Below are 17,385 nucleotides of genomic sequence, written 5' to 3'. Positions count from 1 at the left end.
AGCACAAGCCCCGGCCCTGCTGCCCGGCGCACCGACGGGCTGTCGGGCGGCCGTGGCGAACGGGCGTTGCCGGGTCAGAGGTTGGTGCCGAGCCAGCGCTTGAGCTCGCTGACCGCCACGCCGCTGCGCGCGGCCAGGTCGGCCACCTGGTCCTCGCCGATGCGGCCGACGTTGAAATAGGTGCTCTCGGGGTGCGCCAGGTAGAAACCGCTGACGCTGGCGGCCGGGCTCATGGCCAGGCTTTCGGTGAGCGCCATGCCGATCTCATCGGCCTGCAGCAGCTCGAACATCTGGCGCTTGACGCTGTGGTCCGGGCAGGCCGGGTAACCCGGCGCCGGGCGGATGCCCTGGTACTTTTCCTTGATCAGGTCTTCGTTGCTCAGGGCTTCACCCGCCGCATAGCCCCAGAGGTCGGTGCGCACGCGGGCGTGCATGCACTCGGCCAGCGCCTCTGCCAGGCGGTCGGCCAGGGACTTGAACAGGATGGCGTTGTAGTCGTCGTGCGCGGCCAGGAACTGCTGCTCCTTCTTCTCCACGCCCACGCCGGCCGTCACCGCGAACAGGCCCACGTAGTCGGGCGTGCCCTTGGGCGCCACGAAGTCGGCCAGGCAGCGGCTCGGGCGCGTCACGCCATCGACGGTTTCCTTCTCCGTCTGCTGGCGCAGGCCGTGCCAGGTCAGCACCGGCTGCTGGCGGGTTTCGTCGGCGTAGAGCGCGATGTCGTCGGCATTCACCCGGTTGGCCGGGTAGAGGCCGATCACCGCGTTGGCCGTGAGCCAGCGGCCTTCGATGATCTTCTTGAGCATGGCCTGCGCGTCGGCGAACACCTTGCGTGCCTGCTCGCCCACCACCTCGTCGTCGAGGATGGCGGGGTACGGGCCGGCCAGGTCCCAGGTCTGGAAGAACGGGCCCCAGTCGATGTACTTCTCCAGCTCGGCCAGGTCGAAGTTCTTGAACACGCGGCGACCGATGAACTTGGGCGCCACGGGCGGGTGCTTGGCGAAGTCCACCGGCGTGGCGTTGGCGCGCGCCTGGTCCAGCGTCCACAGCGGCACCTGCTTCTTGTTGGCGTGTTGCTGGCGCACGCGTTCGTAGTCGGCGTTGAGCTCGGCAATGGTCTGCTGGCGGCCGTCGCCGATCAGGCTCTGCGCCACGCTCACGCTGCGCGAGGCGTCGGGCACGTAGACGACGGGGCCGTCGTAGTGCGGCGCGATCTTCACGGCCGTGTGCACGCGGCTGGTGGTGGCGCCGCCGATCAGCAGCGGAATGCCTTGCTCGCGGAAGTGCGCGTCCTTCTGCATCTCGCCGGCCACGTACTGCATCTCTTCCAGGCTGGGCGTGATCAGGCCCGACAGGCCCACGATGTCCGCCCCCTCTTCCTTGGCCTTGGCCAGGATCTCGTGGCACGGGACCATCACGCCCATGTTCACCACCTCGAAGTTGTTGCACTGGAGCACGACGGTGACGATGTTCTTGCCGATGTCGTGCACGTCGCCCTTGACGGTGGCGATCACGATCTTGCCCTTGCTCTTCACGTCGCCGCCGGCCGCTTCGAGCTGGCGTTTTTCTTCCTCGATGTAGGGCAGCAGGTGGGCCACCGCCTGCTTCATCACGCGCGCGCTTTTCACCACCTGGGGCAGAAACATCTTGCCGGCGCCGAACAGGTCGCCGACCACGTTCATGCCGTCCATCAGCGGACCTTCGATCACGTGCAGCGGGCGGCCGCCGTCGGCCTTGATGAGCTGCCACATCTCCTCGGTGTCTTCGGTGATGTGCTCGTTGATGCCGCGCACCAGCGCGTGCGTCAGTCGCTCGCAGATGGGCAGAGCGCGCCACTCGTTCTTCTTGCTCTCGTCCTTGGCGCCGCTCTTGGCGGTCTCGGCCACTTCCACCAGGCGTTCGCCGGCGTCGGGCCGGCGGTTCAGCACCACGTCTTCCACCCGCTCGCGCAGCGTGGGTTCGATCTCGTCGTACACGCCCACCATACCGGCGTTGACGATGCCCATGTCCATGCCCGCCTGGATCGCGTGGTACAGGAACACGGTGTGGATGGCTTCGCGCACCGGGTCGTTGCCGCGGAAGCTGAACGACACGTTGGACACGCCGCCGCTGACCTTGGCACCCGGCAGGTTCGCCTTGATCCAGCGCGTGGCCTCGATGAAGTCGACCGCGTAGTTGTTGTGTTCTTCGATGCCGGTGGCGATGGCGAAGATGTTGGGGTCGAAGATGATGTCCTCGGGCGGGAAACCGACCTCGTCCACCAGCACGCGGTAGGCGCGTTCGCAGATCTCGATCTTGCGCTCGTAGGTGTCGGCCTGGCCTTTTTCGTCGAAGGCCATCACCACGGTGGCCGCGCCGTAGCGCTTGATCAGCTTCGCCTGGCGCTTGAACTCCTCGACGCCCTCCTTCATGGAGATGGAGTTGACGACGCCCTTGCCCTGGATGCACTGCAGGCCGGCCTCGATCACGCTCCACTTGGACGAGTCGATCATGATCGGCACGCGCGCAATGTCGGGCTCGCCCGCGATCAGGTTCAGGAAACGCACCATGGCGGCCTGGCTGTCCAGCATGGCCTCGTCCATGTTCACGTCCACGATCTGCGCGCCGTTCTCCACCTGCTGGCGGGCCACGGCCAGCGCGTCCTCGTAGCGGCCTTCGAGGATCATGCGGGCAAAGGCCTTGGAGCCGGTGACGTTGGTGCGCTCGCCGACGTTGACGAACAGGCTGCCCTCGCCGATGCGCAGCGGCTCCAGGCCGGACAGCAGCATGGGAGGGACGGACGACACGGCAGAAGCGGAAACGGGGGCGACGGAAGCAACGGACATGGGGCTCACCAGATGACATTCGGGGACTGGTGAGCGCCGTTGTGGCCGCCGGGACCGGCGGGGGCGTCGTCGACGCCCGGTGACTCAAGCCTGACGCGGCCCGCAGAGGGGCGGCGCTGCAGCGCTCCTTGAGAGGCCATGATTTTAGCCGGGCATGCCGGGAAAACCCGTGCACCGGGACATCCATCAATCACAACATAATTGATTTCTGATGTTTTGGGTTTGTTCATGCGCCTCCCTTCCCTGTTTTCCATATCCGCCGGCCTGCTCGCCTGGGCCGTCACCTCACCCCTGGCCCACGCCGTCGAGGTGCGCTTCCAGCCCGTTGCGCCCGGCGTCTACGCCTTCATCGGCGAAAAGGTGGGCCGCACCTACGACAACGAGGGCCTGAACGCCAACATCGGCCTGGTGGTGACGCCGGCTGGCGCGCTGCTGATCGACAGCGGCGCGAGCGCCCAGGGCGCGCAGAAGATCCACGCGGCGGTGAAAAAGGTGACGGACCAGCCGGTGAAGTGGGTCATCAACACCGGCGGGCAGGACCACCGCTGGCTGGGCAACGGCCACTTCATCGCCCAAGGCGCCGAGGTCATCGCCCACGCCAGCGGCAAGGCGGACCTGCTGGCCCGCGGCGGCGACCACCTCGCCGCCCTCAAGCCGGTGCTGAAGGACAAGCTGGATGGCACGGTGCCCGCCCTGCCCACGCGCTGGCTCGCGGGCAGCGACGAGACGCTGAACCTGGGCGGCGTGACCGTTGAAGTGAAGCACCGCGGCGGCGCGCACACGCCCGGCGACCTGATGGTCTGGCTGCCGCAGCAGAAAATCGTCTTCAGCGGCGACATCGTCTACGTCGACCGCATGCTGGGCGTGATCCCGGCCAGCCACACCGGCCGCTGGCTGGCCAGCTTCGCGGCGCTGGAAGCGCTCAAGCCTGCGCGCATCGTGCCCGGTCACGGCGAGGTGTGCGAGCTGCCGAAGGCCCAGGCGCAGACGCGCGACTACCTGCAGGCGCTGCGCTCGCACATGAAGCAGGCGGTGGAGAACGGCGAGGACATCGGCGCCGCCATCAAGGCCTTCGACGCGAAGCCGTGGATGGACCTGCTCAATGCGGCCGAGCTGCACCCGGGCAACGCGAGCCGCACGTATCTGGAGCTGGAGCGGGAGTGAAGCGGGTCAAGGCTCGGTCGGAGCGGGCGCCGACAGGATGCTGTTGAGCGCGACGTTCACGTAGTAGTTGCTGCGCCCCACTTTCTGCTTGGCCAGAAAGCCCCCGTCCACCAGCGCCTCCAGGTACTTGGTGGCGGTCAGGCGCGAGACCTGCAGGTCTCGCTGCACAAAGTCGATCTTGGTGTACGGGTGCGTGAACAGGTTGTTGATCAGGTCCTGGCTGTAGAACCGGTGCCCATCGCGAATGCGGTGCTTGTAGTCGAACAGCGCCGTCTTGATGGCCTGCACCGTGGTCACGGTCTGGCGAGCCGTCGTCTCCACCGCCTGCAGCATGTACAGCACCCAGTCCTCCCAGGTGTCGTCGTCGCGCACCGTTTGCAACAAGCGGTAGTAGTCGGCCTTGTGCTGCACGATGTGGCGGCTCAGGTACAGCACCGGAATGTCCAGCAAGCCTTCCTTGACCAGATAGAGCACGTTGACGATGCGGCCCGTGCGACCGTTGCCGTCGTAGAACGGGTGGATGCTCTCGAACTGGTGGTGGATCAGCGCCATCTTGATCAGCGGATCGACCGGAAACAGGGCGTCATCGTTCATGAAGCGCTCCAGCCCGCTCATCAGCGCCACGATCTCGGCCGGGTCCTGCGGCGGGGTGTACACCGTCTGCCCGCTGCCGTCCTTGAGCGCCGTGCCGGGCAACTTGCGAAAACCCGCGTTGTTGCGCTCCAGCTCGCCCTGTATGCCCACGACATGATTGGCCGTCAGCAGCCCGGTGGCCCGCACTTGCTCAAAGCCAAAGCGCAGCGCCTGCCGGTAGCGCAGCACCTCCTTGGCCGCCGGATTGGCGAACGCCTCCGGATGCACGTCGTCCTTGAACAGCTCGTCGTGCGTGGTGACGATGTTCTCGATCTCGGAACTGTCCTTGGCCTCCTGCAAGCCCAGGGTGTTGATCAGGATGCCCTGGTTGGGAATGGACGCGGCCAGACCTTTCAGCTCAGCCAGCTGCCGGCTGCTGCTGGCCAGCTTTTTCAGAATGGCTGGCGTGTCAAACCGGGCCGGGTCCAGCTGTTCCAGGGGCGTCAGGGTGGACATGCATCGCCTCCATCAGGCTCATATGTATAGAAAATGCGAATTTCTATGCATGTTAAACGCCACGTGTATAGAAACGGGGCGGTTTCTGTGCAGGTGCTGCGGGCTCAGCCTTGGCCTGGCACGTGCACCTGCGCCAACGCCAACACCACCTCCCGCACCACCTTGCGCTGTGGCGCAGGCAACTGCAGGTAGGCGTCGATCACCTCGCGCTCGGTGTGGTTGAGGCTCTCGTCCCAGCGGCGCTGGTGCTCGCGCACCTTGTACCGCACCGCCTCACCAAACCGCAGCACCTCGGGCGCCAGCTTCAACCACTCGGCCAACACCTGCAGCTTGTCCTGCGTGGGAATCGAACGGCTGTTGAGCCAGCCCCAGGCCGCCTGGTTGCTGATGGAGCGCCCCGGCCAGCGCAGATTGAATTCGTGCTCCAGCACCGACGGGCTGGCGACGTAGCCCATGCGGACCATCGCGTCCCGCAGGCGCTGGGAGAACTCCATCTTTTCGTTCATGCGCCCAACCTACGTGGCGCTTGAAAAATGGCTCTATTTCTTGTTGTTTATGATTTCAACAATTACTTAAATTTTGTTTCAATTTTGATTGATGATTGCCCTGTCATTGCCACCCATCTTTCGGTCAGCTCTTGCCGCCATCGCCCTGGTGTTGTTGGCCGGCTGTTCCACAACACAAGAAATCACGCTCGGGGCTGCGGTCCAAAAAAACCTGTTCACGATCGCACTTGTCCCCAGCGATGGCAACTCCTCACAAATGAACAGCCTGTTGGAGGCTGCGCTGCTCAAAGAACAACTGACCGTCGTTGGTGCTCTGCCTCCGGGTACCCGGACCGCCCCCGGTATCGACGCGTTGGTGAGCTACACGGACATCTGGCGCTGGGACCTGGTGATGTATCTCAAGCACCTCACCGTGCAGTTGTACGACGCTCAGACGGGACAACTGCTTGCCCTGGGCCAATGGTCCGATTCGCCCCTGCACGGATTCAGGAACCCCAAGACAGTCATGGAGGGCCTGATCTCGGATCTCGTAGCCAGGGTGCGCGGCGCCAAACCAGCGACTGCGGCTGCCGCGCCCCCCTGACCACGCTCGAACCAAGTCAACGGATTCGACGGGAACCGGGACCCTCCAACCACCCGCTCAACTGAGAGAACACCTCCATGAAACAACTCGCCAAGAAAATGTTCGCCGCTTCGACCATTGCGCTGCTGACCGCCTGTGGCGGCGGAAGCGATGACCCATCCAAAGATCTGTTCAGCATCTGGACCCAGGATGGAACAGGCGCAACGATGGACATCCGCGGTGGCAGCTTCGGCAAGCCGCACTATCTGTATGCGTTCTCTCCTACCGGCACGAAGTGCATTTGTCAGCTGACCGTGATTGGCGAGCAGGACAAAGGGAGCTTCGCCCTGTCTAGCTGCATCTCGACCCCATACAGCAGCGCGAAGAACCCACAATGCGAGGCCATGAACGTGGCCGGCAACTACACGAATCTGAACGCCATCCTCACACTCAGCACGCAACGGGGCTCGACCACCTACCGGTGATCAACCTTCGGTCTCATGACGCTGCAACGACCTGGCGCATTCAGGGTCGCACAGAGACCGGGATCACCTTGCGCGGCGGTCTTTCGGGCTTTTCGGCCCGCGCGCGCAGCTGCCCGCAGCCACCATCCACGTCCTGCCCGGCGGACATGCGCAGCTTGGTCAGGATGTGGCGGCGGTGCAGGCGGCGCGCGATGTCGGCGGCCTTCTCCCAGCTCGGCCGCGTGAAGGGCATGCCTTCGGTGGTGTTGTACGGGATCAGGTTGAGGATCGCGTACTTGCCCGTGAGAAGGCGCACGATGCCCTCGATCTCGTCGTCGCCGTCGTTGATGCCGTCCAGCAGCGTCCACTGGTACTGGATCGGATAACCGGTGGCGCGGGCGTAGGCCTCGCCTGCCTCCACCAGTTCTTCGGGCGTGAGCAGCGGCGCGCGCGGCAGCAGGTCGCGGCGCAGGTCGGCGCGGGTGGTGTGCAGCGACAGCGCCAGCGCGGGCTTGACCGCGCCGCGCGGCAGTTCGTCGAACACGCGCGGGTCGCCCACGGTGGAAAACACCAGGTTCTTGTGGCCGATGTTGCCGGCCGTGCCCAGCAGCTCGATGGCCTCCATCACGTTGTCCAGGTTGTGCGCGGGCTCGCCCATGCCCATGAACACCACCTTCTTCACCGGCCGGCGCGTGCGCGCCAGCGCCACCTGGGCGACGATCTCGGCGCTGCCGAGCTGGCGGATCAGCCCTGTCGTGCCGGTCATGCAGAAGCGGCAGCCCACCGCGCAGCCGACCTGGGTGGAGACGCACAGGCCGGGCGTGCGGTCGGGCAGCAGCAGCACGCTTTCCACCAGCTGGCCGTCGCCCAGCTTCACCAGCAGGCGCTCGGAGCCGTCGTCGCCGGGGTGGGCGGATTCGAGCTGCGCGAGGCCCGCGAGCTCGGCCTCCAGCGCCGGCAGTGCGGCGCGCAGCGTGGCGGGCAGGAAGTGTTCGATCTGCCGCTTGCCCGCCGTCTGCGGCAGGGCGTTGCTCCACAGGCGGAGCACGCGGTGCTGGTGTTTGGGCAGGGCGCCGAGCGCAGTGAGGCGTTCGCGCAAGTCAGAGATTCGCATCCCGGGATTGTCCCTGAGGGTCGCGCTGAACGCAGTACCGGCACAGAATGCGCTTTCACCAGGAGACTCCCCACGATGAAGTCCGTGTCATTCATCCAGCGCAACACGCAAGGCCACTGGGTCGGCGACGGTTTTCCCGTGCGCACCCTGTTCTCGTACAACGACGACCCCGCCGCGTTCTCGCCCTTCCTCATGCTCGACTACGGCGGCCCGGTCGAGTTCGAACCGACCACGAAGCGGCGCGGCGTCGGCGCCCACCCGCACCGCGGCTTCGAGACCGTCACCATCGTCTACGACGGCGAGGTCACCCACCGCGACTCCACCGGGGGCGGCGGCACCATCGGCCCGGGCGAGGTGCAGTGGATGACTGCCGCGTCGGGCATCGTGCACGAGGAGTTCCACAGCGAGGCCTACGCGCGCAGCGGCGGCCCCTTCCGCATGGTGCAGCTGTGGGTGAACCTGCCGGCGCGCGACAAGATGGCGCCACCCGGTTACCAGGGCATCACCGCCGCGCAGATCCCGACGCTGGCGCTGACCGACGTGCATGGCGCCATCGCCGGCACGGTGCGGCCCATCGCGGGCAGCTTCGACGGCGCCAGCGGCCCGGCCCGAACCTTCACCCCTATGCAGGTCTGGGACGTGCAACTCAAGGCCGGCCACACCGTCACCCTGCCCGCGCCCGAGGGCCACACCACGGTGCCGCTGGTCTACCAGGGCCGCGTGAAAACCGCCGATGGCCAGGAGGCCGGCGACGCCGAAATGATCGTCTTCACCCGCGACGGCGAGGATGTGCAGCTGACCGCGCTGGCCGACACCACGCTGCTGTGGCTGTGCGGCGAACCCATCGACGAACCCGTCGTGGGCTACGGCCCCTTCGTCATGAACACGCCGCAGGAGATCCAGCAAGCGTTTGTCGATTTCCAGTCCGGCCGCATGGGGAGGCTTTGACATGTTGGAGATGCTGATCACCGCCCGCCCCGGCGACCTGGGGCATGGCCTGACCGTGCGGCGCGTGCTGCCCTACGCCAAACGCCGCCACGTCGGCCCCTTCGTGTTCATGGACCACGCCGGCCCGGTGACGCTGGCGCCCGAGCACGTGCGCGCCGCCGACGTGCGCCCGCACCCGCACATCGGCCTGTCGACCGTGAGCTACCTGCTCAGCGGCATGATCACCCACCGCGACAGCCTGGGCATCCGGCAGGACATCAAACCCGGCGACGTGAACTGGATGACCGCGGGCCGCGGCATCAGCCATTCCGAGCGCTTCACCCACCCCGAGTCCTTCGCGGGCGGCGGGCTGGAGCTGATGCAGTTCTGGGTCGCGCTGCCCGAGGCCGACGAAGAGTGCGAACCGGCCTTCGACCACTACCCGCAGGCCCTGATGCCCGAGCACGAGACCGGCGGCGTGTGGTGGCGCCTGTTCGCCGGCAGCGCCTACGGCCAGACGACACCGGTGCGCACACATTCCCCGCTGTTCGCGCTGCACGCGCGCCTGCAGCCCGGCGCCACGCTGGCCCTGACCGGTGGCCACGCCGAACAGGCGGTGTATGTGGCGCGGGGCGCCGTCACCCACGGCGACACGACCGCGGAACCCGGCCAGCTGCTGGTGTTCACCGGCGAGGGTGATTCGGTGACGGCCGGCCCCGACGGCGCCACGCTGATGGTCTTCGGCGGCCAGCCGCTGGGTGAGCGCCACATGTTCTGGAACTTCGTGTCCTCGCGCAGGGAACGCATCGAGCAGGCCAAGGCCGACTGGCGGGAAGGCCGCTTCGCGCTGCCGCCCGACGACCACGACGAGTGGATCCCGCTGCCCTGAGGGCCGGCGCGCATTCGGTCACGCCTGGGCGCGGGATGGCCACGGCACAATGCCGGCATGTCCCTTTTTGACCGACTGTTCGGCGCGCGCGCCCGGGAGTACCCCGAGTCGCGCCTGCCCGCCGACCGCCAGGCCGCCGTGAACGGTTCTTCCGCCGCGCACGAAGCCGCCCACCTGCTGCGCGCGCCCACGGCGCTGATGCAGCTCAGCGAGGCCGAGGCGCTGACCGTGGTCGGCTTCATGCGGCCCAGGCGCTTCAAGCGCGGCACGACCATCATCCGCCAGGGCGAGGCCACCGACACCGGCTACATGGTGCTGGTGCTCGAAGGCGAGATCACGGTGGAGACGCTGATCGCGCGCCGCGTCAACCCGGTCACCGTGACCGTGCTGGGCCCGGGCAGCCTGATCGGCGAGATGGCCCTGGTCGACGGCGGCGCCCGCTCGGCCTCCTGCACCGCCAGCACCGATGTGGCCTGCGCCGTGCTCACGCGCGATGCTCTGGAGGCGCTGACCGCCGAGCAGCCCGCCACCGCCGCCAAACTCATGACCGCCGTGGCCCAGCGCCTGGCCGAGCGCCTGCGCGACAGCGGCCACAAGCTGCAGGTCTACAGCCAGCTGGTGCAGACCATGCAGGCGGAGATCGACCGGCTGATGCCCACGCCCGACCAGCGCCGCTGAGGCACTGCGCGGCGCGCCGTTCACGTGCTGCGCAGCTTGAACACCTGCACCGCTTCCAGCAGATGCGCGGCCTGGTCGCGCAGGCTGGCGGCGGCCACGGCCGACTGTTCCACCAGCGCCGCGTTCTGCTGGGTCATCTGATCGAGGTTCGCGACCGCGAGGTTCACCTCGCCCACGCCCGTCGCCTGTGCCTGGTTGGCCTGGCGCATGGTGCCGACCAGCGCGTTCACCCGCTGCACCGACTCGACCATCTGCTGCATGGTCTGGCCGGCGCTGTCCACCAGCGCGCCGCCGGATGCCACCCGCTGCACCGATTCGCCGATCAGGTCCCGGACCTCCCGCGCCGCCCCGGCCGACCGGGTGGCCAGCGACCGCACCTCCGACGCCACCACCGCGAAACCGCGGCCGTGTTCGCCCGCGCGGGCCGCCTCGACGGCGGCGTTGAGCGCCAGGATGTTGGTCTGGAAGGCGATGCCGTCGATCACGCCGGTGATGTCGGCGATGCGCCGCGAGGACGCGGTGATCTGGCCCATGGTGCCCACCACGTCGGACACCGCTGCCTGCCCGTCGCGGGCAGACACCGAGGCCGCCTGGGAGATCGATCCGGCCTGCTCCGCCGCCAGCGCATTCCGCGCCACGGTGCCGTGGATGTCCGACATGGCCACCGCGGTCTGCTTCAGGGCCGAGGCCGCCTGTTCGGTCCGTGCCGACAGCGCCCGGTTGCCGGCGGCAATCTCGCCGGCCGCTTCGTCCATGCGGTGGGCCGAGTCGCGCACCTGCCCGACCATGCGCCGCAGGTTCTGCGTCATGTCGGCCAGGGCCCGCATCAGCAGCCCCACCTCGTCGCGCCCGGCGGGCGGCGCCACCTCCTGCGCGATGTCCCCGCGTGCGATGGCCTGCGCCAGCCGGATGGCCTGGTTCAGGCCGTCGACGATGGAGCGGCAGATGCTGCGCGTGAGCACGATGGTCATCGCCAGCGCCAGGCCGATCACCACCGCCAGGCGCTGGACGTACGCCACCAGTTCGTCGCGCAGATCGTCCACGTAGACACCCGAGCCCACCACCCAGCCCCAGGGCTCGAAGCCCTTGACGAAGGACAGCTTGGGCACCGGGTCCACGCTGCCCGGCCGTGGCCATTGGTAGCGCACGAACCCCTGCCGCTCACGCCGCACGGTCTCGACGAAGCGGACGAACAGCGCCTGCCCGTCCGGGTCGCGGATGCCACTGGCGTCCTGCCCCTCCAGCGCCGGCTGCTCAGGGTGCATGACGATGCGCGGCTGCATGTCGTTGATCCAGAAGTACCCACCCTCGCCGTAGCGCAGGCTGGCCAGCGCCTGCCGGGCCAGTGTCTGCGCACCGGCCTTGTCCACCTGGCCGGCGCGTTCCAGGCCATGGGCCCAGGCCAGCACGCCGTGGGCCAGCTCCACCGTGTGGCGCGTGGCCTCGGCCCGGGCCTGCTGGGCCCGCCGGTATTCCTCGGCCCCCAGCCAGGTGGCCAGCAGCACCAGTCCACCGATGCCCATCAGGGCCATGAAACGCAGCTTGGTCACGATGGACCAGCGCCGAAGCCAGTGTTGCATTCACGTCTCCTTCAATGGGGCCAGTGTGTCGGTCCCGGACACACTGGCATCGGTTGAAAAGACGGGAAATTGAATCCTTTTTGCCCCAGGATTCCGCATTCAGGGTGTCACGGAGACCGTGACAGTAGGCATCAAGTATTCGGGGCGGTCTTGGCGCTCCAGACCATGGTGATGGCCAGGATGCCCAGCACCACGCCCAGCGACACCGCCACCGGGATCTTGAAGATGTCGATCAGCATCATCTTGCTGCCGATGAAGACCAGGATCACGGCCAGCCCGTAGTTGAGCAGGTGGAAGCGGCTGGCCGCGGCCTGCAGCAGGAAGAACATGGCGCGCAGACCCAGGATGGCGAACACGTTGCTGGTGAGCACGATGAACGGGTCCTTGGTGATGGCAAAGATGGCCGGGATCGAATCCACCGCGAAGATCACGTCGGTCAGGCCCACCATGGCGATCACCATCAGCAGCGGCGTGGCGATCTTCTTGCCGTTCTCGACGGTGAAGAACTTCTCGCCATCGAACTGCTTGCTCACCGGCATGACACGGCGCAGCAGCTTGAGCGCCGGGTTGTCGTCCAGGCTCTCTTCCTTGCCCGCAGCCCACCACATCTTGATGCCGGTGAGGATCAGGAAGGCGCCGAACACGTAGAGGATCCAGTGGAACTGCTCCAGCAGCCAGGCCCCCACCAGGATCATGATGGTGCGCAGCACGATGGCGCCCAGGATGCCGATCATCAGCACCCGCTTCTGGAAGGCCGGCGGCACGGCGAAGTAGGTGAAGATCAGCAGGAAGACGAAGATGTTGTCGACCGCCAGGCTCTTCTCGATCAGGTAGCCGGTGAGGAACTCCAGCGACTTCTCGTTGGCGACCGCAGTCGAACCGGTGGTGTCCTTGATGGCCCACCACAGCAGGCCGTTGAAGACGAAGCTGACCGCCACCCAGGCGAGCGACCAGTTCAGCGCTTCCTTCACGCCCACGGCGTGGGCGCCCTGCTTCTTGAGCACGACAAAGTCGACGAACAGGGCCGCGAGCACGAAGGCGACGAAGACGCCCCAGAGCCAGAGGGGTGCAATGGTTTCCATGGTGGACAAGACCTTTTCTTGAGGACGGTGTTGATCGGATGAAGAACACCCTCCAAGGTCTGGCCGGGACCGGGCATGGCGCCAGGCCCGGGGCATCCGGCGGCCTTCCGGTGAAGACCGCGTACTGACGGACGCCCCACCCGCCGAGGCCGGACGGGGCGTCCGGTGGCGGGCTGGTTACTCCCCTTGACGGGAGCGGCGATTGTGGGGGCGGCGCACCGCCCTCACAAGGCGAAGGTCACTCAGAAAAAAATGGAACATCGCCCAACGACCTGCAGCAGCAGCACAGTCCGGGGTCAGGCCGCCTCTTTGTAGAACATCGCCCGCCCCACCGCCCGCGGCGCCTGCGTGGCCACCGCGTCGTGGATCGCGCCGATGTGCTGGGGCGTGGTGCCGCAGCAGCCGCCCACGATGTTCACCAGGCCCTCGGCTGCGAACTCGCGCAGCAGGCGGCTGGTGACGTCGGGCGTCTCGTCGAAGCCGGTGTCGCTCATGGGGTTGGGCAGGCCGGCGTTGGGGTAGCAGCTGATGAAGGTGTCGCCCGCCACCTTGGCCAGTTCCTGGATATAGGGGCGCATCAGCGTGGCGCCCAGCGCGCAGTTCAGGCCCACGGCCAAGGGCTGGATGTGGCGCACGCTGGCCCAGAAGGCGGTGACGGTCTGACCGCTGAGGATGCGGCCGGAGGCGTCGGTCACGGTGCCGCTGATGATGACCGGCAGGCGCTCGCCGCTCTTCTCGAAGAACTCGTCGATGGCGAACAGCGCGGCCTTGGCGTTGAGCGTGTCGAAGATGGTCTCGACCAGCAGCACGTCGGCGCCGCCTTCCACCAGCGCCTCCACCTGCTCCAGGTAGGCGGCGCGCAGCTGCTCGAAGGTGATGTTGCGGGCACCGGCGTCGTTCACGTCGGGGCTGATGCTGGCGGTCTTGGGCGTGGGGCCGAGCGCGCCGGCCACGAAGCGCGGCTTGTCGGGCGTGCTGAATTTGTCGCAGGCCTCGCGGGCGATGCGGGCCGAGGCCAGGTTCATCTCGCGCGCCAGGTAGGCCATGTCGTAGTCCTCCTGCGCAATCGTCGTGGCGCCGAAGGTGTTGGTCTCGATCAGGTCGGCGCCGGCCGCGAGGTAGCCCTCGTGGATGTCGCGGATCACGTCCGGGCGGGTCAGGCTCAGCAGTTCGTTGTTGCCCTTGACGTCCTTGTGGAAGTCCTTGAAACGCTCGCCGCGGTACTGCGCCTCGCCGAGCTTGAAGCGCTGGATCATGGTGCCCATGGCGCCGTCGAGGATGGCGATGCGTTGGGACAGGATCTGGGGCAGCGCCTGGGCGCGGGTGTAGACGGGCGTTTTCATGATCCCGCGATTGTAGGAAACGCCCCCCGGCCAGCCGTGGTCAGGGGCTTCGGCGCAGCGCCTGTTTTCTATACTGCGCCGCTTCCAGGAGGTGTGTCGTGCAACTGCGTGTGGGCCCATGGGCCGCTGGCCCCGGCCGCTGGGTATTCGCCTGGGGCCTCTGCGCCCTGCTGGCGGGCTGCGACCGGATCGGCCCGTGGAGCGCCGAGCGCAGCCACACCGTGTCGGCGGTGATCGAGCGCGCGCCCGGCCCGTTTGGCCAGGTGAGCTGGCACGCGGACTACCGCGCCGAGGATTGCCCGGCGGGTGCGCCACCCGGGGGCGGCGAGCTGAGCGTGGCGCTGCCGGTCACCCACCAGGGCGGGCACCACTACGAGACCACCGTCCCCGGCCGCCCGGCGGCGGGCACGGGACAGGACCGGTGCCGCTGGCGGCTGGTGTCGACCTCGACCCGCTTTGCGGCCACCGCCGCCGAGGGCGACGAGGTCTTCGAGGCCCGCCTGACGGCGGGGCAACTGGCCCGGGAAAAGCCGGTGGTGCTGTACTACTGGCGCGGCACCTACCCGCGCATGCCGGGGGCGATCATCACCCGCGCGCTCGGGGAGCCGGACCGCCAGGTGTTCCGCCCCGAGTTCCAGAACCAGCTGTTCACGATCACGCTGACGCCCCGGGCCGCGCGCTGAACCGCCCGCCGGGCAGGCGCAGGGGCGTCCCGGCCTCAACGACAATACGCCCCCATGAAACACCTGCTCCCGACCGAAGCCTGGACCTGGCTGCAAGACCAGACCGCGCAGCGCGCCGCCCAGGGCCTGGAGCCCCCGCTGTTCGTCGACGTGCGCATGGAAATCGAGTCGCTCTACGTCGGCCGGCCGCCCGGCGTGGTGCACATCGCCTGGTACGAGTACCCGGACCTGACCGCCGATCCGCAGGCCTTCGCCGCCGCGGTGGAGGCCGAGGCGGGTGACAAGGACCGCCCAGTGCTGCTGATCTGCCGCAGCGGCAAACGCACGCAGGACGCCGCCGCCGCGCTGGAGGCTGCAGGCTTCGCCGAGGTGGCGCACGTGGTGCATGGCTTCGAAGGCGATCTGGACGACCGGTTCAAGCGCAGCACGCTCAACGGCTGGCGCTTCGACGGCCTGCCCTGGGAACAGATGTGATCGACATCTCCTCTGAAGGCGAGACGCTGGAAGCCTGCGCCGAGGTGCTGCAGGCGGTCTTCGGCTACGAGGCCTTCCGCGGCCCGCAGGCGGGCATCGTCACCCACGTCAGCGACGGCGGCGACGCCCTGGTGCTCATGCCCACGGGCGGCGGCAAAAGCCTGTGTTACCAGATCCCGGCCATCGTGCGCCAGCGCGCCGGCCACGGCGTGTCCATCGTGGTCTCGCCGCTGATCGCGCTGATGCACGACCAGGTCGGCGCCCTGCTCGAAGCGGGCGTGGACGCTGCGTTTTTGAACTCCAGCCTGACGCAGGACGAAGCGCAGCAGATCGAACGCCGCCTGCTCAAGGGCGAGATCACCATGCTCTACGCCGCGCCCGAGCGACTGACCACGCCGCGCTTCCTGGCGCTGCTCGACTCGCTGCACGAGCGCGGGCTGCTGGGCTTGTTCGCCATCGACGAGGCGCACTGCGTGAGCCAGTGGGGCCACGACTTCCGGCCCGAGTACCGCGAGCTGGCAGTGCTGCACGAGCGCTACGCCGGCGTGCCGCGCATCGCGCTCACGGCCACGGCCGACGACCTGACGCGCGAGGACATCGTGACGCACCTGCAGCTGCAGGACGCGCGGCGCTTCGTCAGCAGCTTCGACCGCCCCAACATCCGCTACACCATCGTCGAGAAGAAGGACGGCACGCAGCAGCTGCTGCGCTTCATCCGAGACGAGCACATGAACGGCCGGGGTCACGACGCCGGCATCGTCTACTGCCAGTCGCGCAAGCGGGTGGAAGAAGTGGCGGCGCTGCTGGTGGACCACGGGCTGAACGCCCTGCCCTACCACGCGGGCCTCGACTCGGCGGTGCGCCAGAAGCACCAGGACCGTTTCCTGCGCGAAGAGGGCCTGATCATGGTCGCCACCATCGCCTTCGGCATGGGCATCGACAAGCCGGACGTGCGCTTCGTCGCCCACCTGGACATGCCCAAGAATATCGAGGGCTACTACCAGGAGACCGGCCGCGCCGGCCGTGACGGTGAGGCGGCCGACGCCTGGATGGTCTACGGCCTGCAGGACGTGGTGAACCAGCGCCGCATGATCGACGAGAGCCCGGCGGGCGACGAGTTCAAGCAGGTGCTGCGCGGCAAGCTGGACGCGCTGCTGGCCCTGGCCGAAGCCAGCGACTGCCGGCGGGTGCGCCTGCTGTCGTACTTCGGCGAAGCCAGCCAGCCCTGCGGCAACTGCGACAACTGCATCTCGCCCCCGGCCCTGCACGACGCCACCGAGGCGGCGCGCAAGCTGCTGTCCTGCATCTACCGCGTGCAGCAGGCCAGCGGCACGGCCTTCGGCGCCGGCCACCTGATGGACATCCTGCGCGGCAAGGCCACCGACAAGGTCGCGCAATACGGGCACGACAAGCTCAGCACCTTCGGCATCGGCGCCGACCTCAGCGAGAGCCAGTGGCGCGCCCTGCTGCGCCAGCTGATCGCGCGCGAAGCGGTGCGGGTGGACGACGCCCCGTACAACACCCTGCACCTGACCGATGGCGCCCGCCCCATCCTCAAGGGCGAAGCCCAGGTCTGGTTGCGCGAGGTCACCGAATCCAAAGGCAGCCGGCGCAGCAGCCGCAAGTCCGCCCGTGACGCGTTGGCGCCTGACGGCCAGCCGCTGTCGCTGTCCGAACGCGAGTGCCTGGACGCGCTCAAGGCCTGGCGCGCCGAGGTGGCGCGCGAGCACAACCTGCCGGCCTTCGTGATCTTTCACGACGCGACCCTGCGCGCGATCGCCGCCGAGAAACCGCGCTCCATGGCCGATCTGGACGGCATTTCCGGCATCGGCCAGAAAAAGCGCGAGGCCTACGGCGCCGAGGTGCTGCGCGTGGTGAGTGCTTTCGATTAAAGCCTGCCGGCCTTGCGCCGATACGGCTGTCAACCATCGTCTGACCACCCGACCGCCCGTCGGAAATGGGGGTGTTTCACCGCCCATTTTTCTCAAGACCCCGCCCCCTGCGC

The 17,385-nt window shown here is 67.7% G+C and carries 16 protein-coding genes; 9 read left to right on the top strand and 7 right to left on the bottom strand.

The genetic code is table 11. The annotated features are described in order from the left end of the window. Positions 1-74: 74 nt before the first annotated feature. Positions 75-2,825: a methionine synthase gene (gene metH, locus HPS01S_RS05925; RefSeq protein WP_084397096.1), complete on the bottom strand. Its 2,751-nt coding sequence runs from the start codon at positions 2,823-2,825 to the stop codon at positions 75-77. A gap of 228 nt (positions 2,826-3,053) precedes the next feature. Here metH and HPS01S_RS05920 point away from each other — a divergent pair, with 228 nt between their 5' ends. Beyond that, a complete protein-coding gene (locus HPS01S_RS05920; protein WP_066152368.1) occupies positions 3,054-3,989 on the top strand; it encodes an MBL fold metallo-hydrolase in 936 nt (311 codons plus the stop codon). Positions 3,990-3,995: 6 nt separating this feature from the next. Here the strand turns inward: HPS01S_RS05920 and HPS01S_RS05915 are convergent, their stop codons facing one another. Then, positions 3,996-5,078, bottom strand: coding sequence for a Fic family protein (locus HPS01S_RS05915; protein WP_066152366.1), 1,083 nt, complete (start codon positions 5,076-5,078; stop codon positions 3,996-3,998). A gap of 104 nt (positions 5,079-5,182) precedes the next feature. Continuing rightward, positions 5,183-5,584 carry a transcriptional regulator gene (locus HPS01S_RS05910; protein WP_066152363.1) on the bottom strand — a complete coding sequence of 134 codons (402 nt, stop codon included), beginning with the start codon at positions 5,582-5,584 and terminating at the stop codon, positions 5,183-5,185. Between the two features lie 91 nt (positions 5,585-5,675). On the opposite strand from HPS01S_RS05910, the gene HPS01S_RS05905 reads away from it, so the two are divergent. After that, positions 5,676-6,167 carry a hypothetical protein gene (locus HPS01S_RS05905; RefSeq protein ID WP_066152360.1) on the top strand — a complete coding sequence of 164 codons (492 nt, stop codon included), beginning with the start codon at positions 5,676-5,678 and terminating at the stop codon, positions 6,165-6,167. A gap of 77 nt (positions 6,168-6,244) precedes the next feature. Further along, positions 6,245-6,631, top strand: coding sequence for a hypothetical protein (locus HPS01S_RS05900; RefSeq protein ID WP_066152357.1), 387 nt, complete (start codon positions 6,245-6,247; stop codon positions 6,629-6,631). A gap of 40 nt (positions 6,632-6,671) precedes the next feature. Here HPS01S_RS05900 and HPS01S_RS05895 read toward each other — a convergent pair whose 3' ends face one another. Next, a complete protein-coding gene (locus tag HPS01S_RS05895; RefSeq protein WP_066152355.1) occupies positions 6,672-7,724 on the bottom strand; it encodes an RNA methyltransferase in 1,053 nt (350 codons plus the stop codon). 75 nt (positions 7,725-7,799) lie between these two features. Here HPS01S_RS05895 and HPS01S_RS05890 point away from each other — a divergent pair, with 75 nt between their 5' ends. The 3 genes from HPS01S_RS05890 to HPS01S_RS05880 are packed head-to-tail and all read left to right on the top strand — an operon-like array spanning position 7,800 to position 10,218. After that, the gene (locus HPS01S_RS05890; protein ID WP_066152352.1) at positions 7,800-8,672 is read left to right on the top strand and encodes a pirin family protein; all 873 of its coding nucleotides are present in this window, start codon (positions 7,800-7,802) and stop codon (positions 8,670-8,672) included. 1 nt (position 8,673) lies between these two features. Further along, positions 8,674-9,540, top strand: coding sequence for a pirin family protein (locus HPS01S_RS05885; RefSeq protein WP_066152350.1), 867 nt, complete (start codon positions 8,674-8,676; stop codon positions 9,538-9,540). Positions 9,541-9,597: 57 nt separating this feature from the next. Beyond that, positions 9,598-10,218, top strand: coding sequence for a cyclic nucleotide-binding domain-containing protein (locus tag HPS01S_RS05880; RefSeq protein WP_066152348.1), 621 nt, complete (start codon positions 9,598-9,600; stop codon positions 10,216-10,218). A gap of 20 nt (positions 10,219-10,238) precedes the next feature. Here HPS01S_RS05880 and HPS01S_RS05875 read toward each other — a convergent pair whose 3' ends face one another. The 3 genes from HPS01S_RS05875 to HPS01S_RS05865 all read right to left on the bottom strand — a co-directional run bounded on the left by HPS01S_RS05875 (position 10,239) and on the right by HPS01S_RS05865 (position 14,223). Beyond that, complete coding sequence (locus HPS01S_RS05875; RefSeq protein ID WP_084397094.1) at positions 10,239-11,798, bottom strand: methyl-accepting chemotaxis protein; 1,560 nt, start codon at positions 11,796-11,798, stop codon at positions 10,239-10,241. A gap of 131 nt (positions 11,799-11,929) precedes the next feature. Continuing rightward, positions 11,930-12,880, bottom strand: a complete 951-nt coding sequence (locus tag HPS01S_RS05870) for a TerC family protein (protein ID WP_066152588.1) — start codon at positions 12,878-12,880, stop codon at positions 11,930-11,932. 296 nt (positions 12,881-13,176) lie between these two features. After that, positions 13,177-14,223 (bottom strand): homocysteine S-methyltransferase family protein, encoded by a 1,047-nt coding sequence (locus tag HPS01S_RS05865; RefSeq protein ID WP_066152345.1) that lies wholly within the window; start codon positions 14,221-14,223, stop codon positions 13,177-13,179. A 98-nt stretch (positions 14,224-14,321) separates the two neighbouring features. On the opposite strand from HPS01S_RS05865, the gene HPS01S_RS05860 reads away from it, so the two are divergent. Genes HPS01S_RS05860 through recQ form a run of 3 tightly spaced genes read left to right on the top strand, consistent with a single transcriptional unit; the run spans position 14,322 to position 17,272 of the window. Continuing rightward, a complete protein-coding gene (locus HPS01S_RS05860) occupies positions 14,322-14,906 on the top strand; it encodes a hypothetical protein (protein ID WP_066152342.1) in 585 nt (194 codons plus the stop codon). Positions 14,907-14,960: 54 nt separating this feature from the next. After that, positions 14,961-15,380 carry a rhodanese-like domain-containing protein gene (locus HPS01S_RS05855; protein ID WP_066152339.1) on the top strand — a complete coding sequence of 140 codons (420 nt, stop codon included), beginning with the start codon at positions 14,961-14,963 and terminating at the stop codon, positions 15,378-15,380. Continuing rightward, complete coding sequence (gene recQ, locus HPS01S_RS05850; RefSeq protein WP_066152336.1) at positions 15,377-17,272, top strand: DNA helicase RecQ; 1,896 nt, start codon at positions 15,377-15,379, stop codon at positions 17,270-17,272. The genes HPS01S_RS05855 and recQ overlap by 4 nt, the downstream gene beginning before the upstream one ends. The last annotated feature ends 113 nt before the right edge of the window (positions 17,273-17,385 follow it).

This window comes from Hydrogenophaga pseudoflava NBRC 102511 (assembly GCF_001592285.1).
Taxonomy (GTDB): Bacteria; Pseudomonadota; Gammaproteobacteria; order Burkholderiales; family Burkholderiaceae_C; genus Hydrogenophaga; species Hydrogenophaga pseudoflava.
This window is presented reverse-complemented; position numbering and strand designations above follow the sequence as displayed.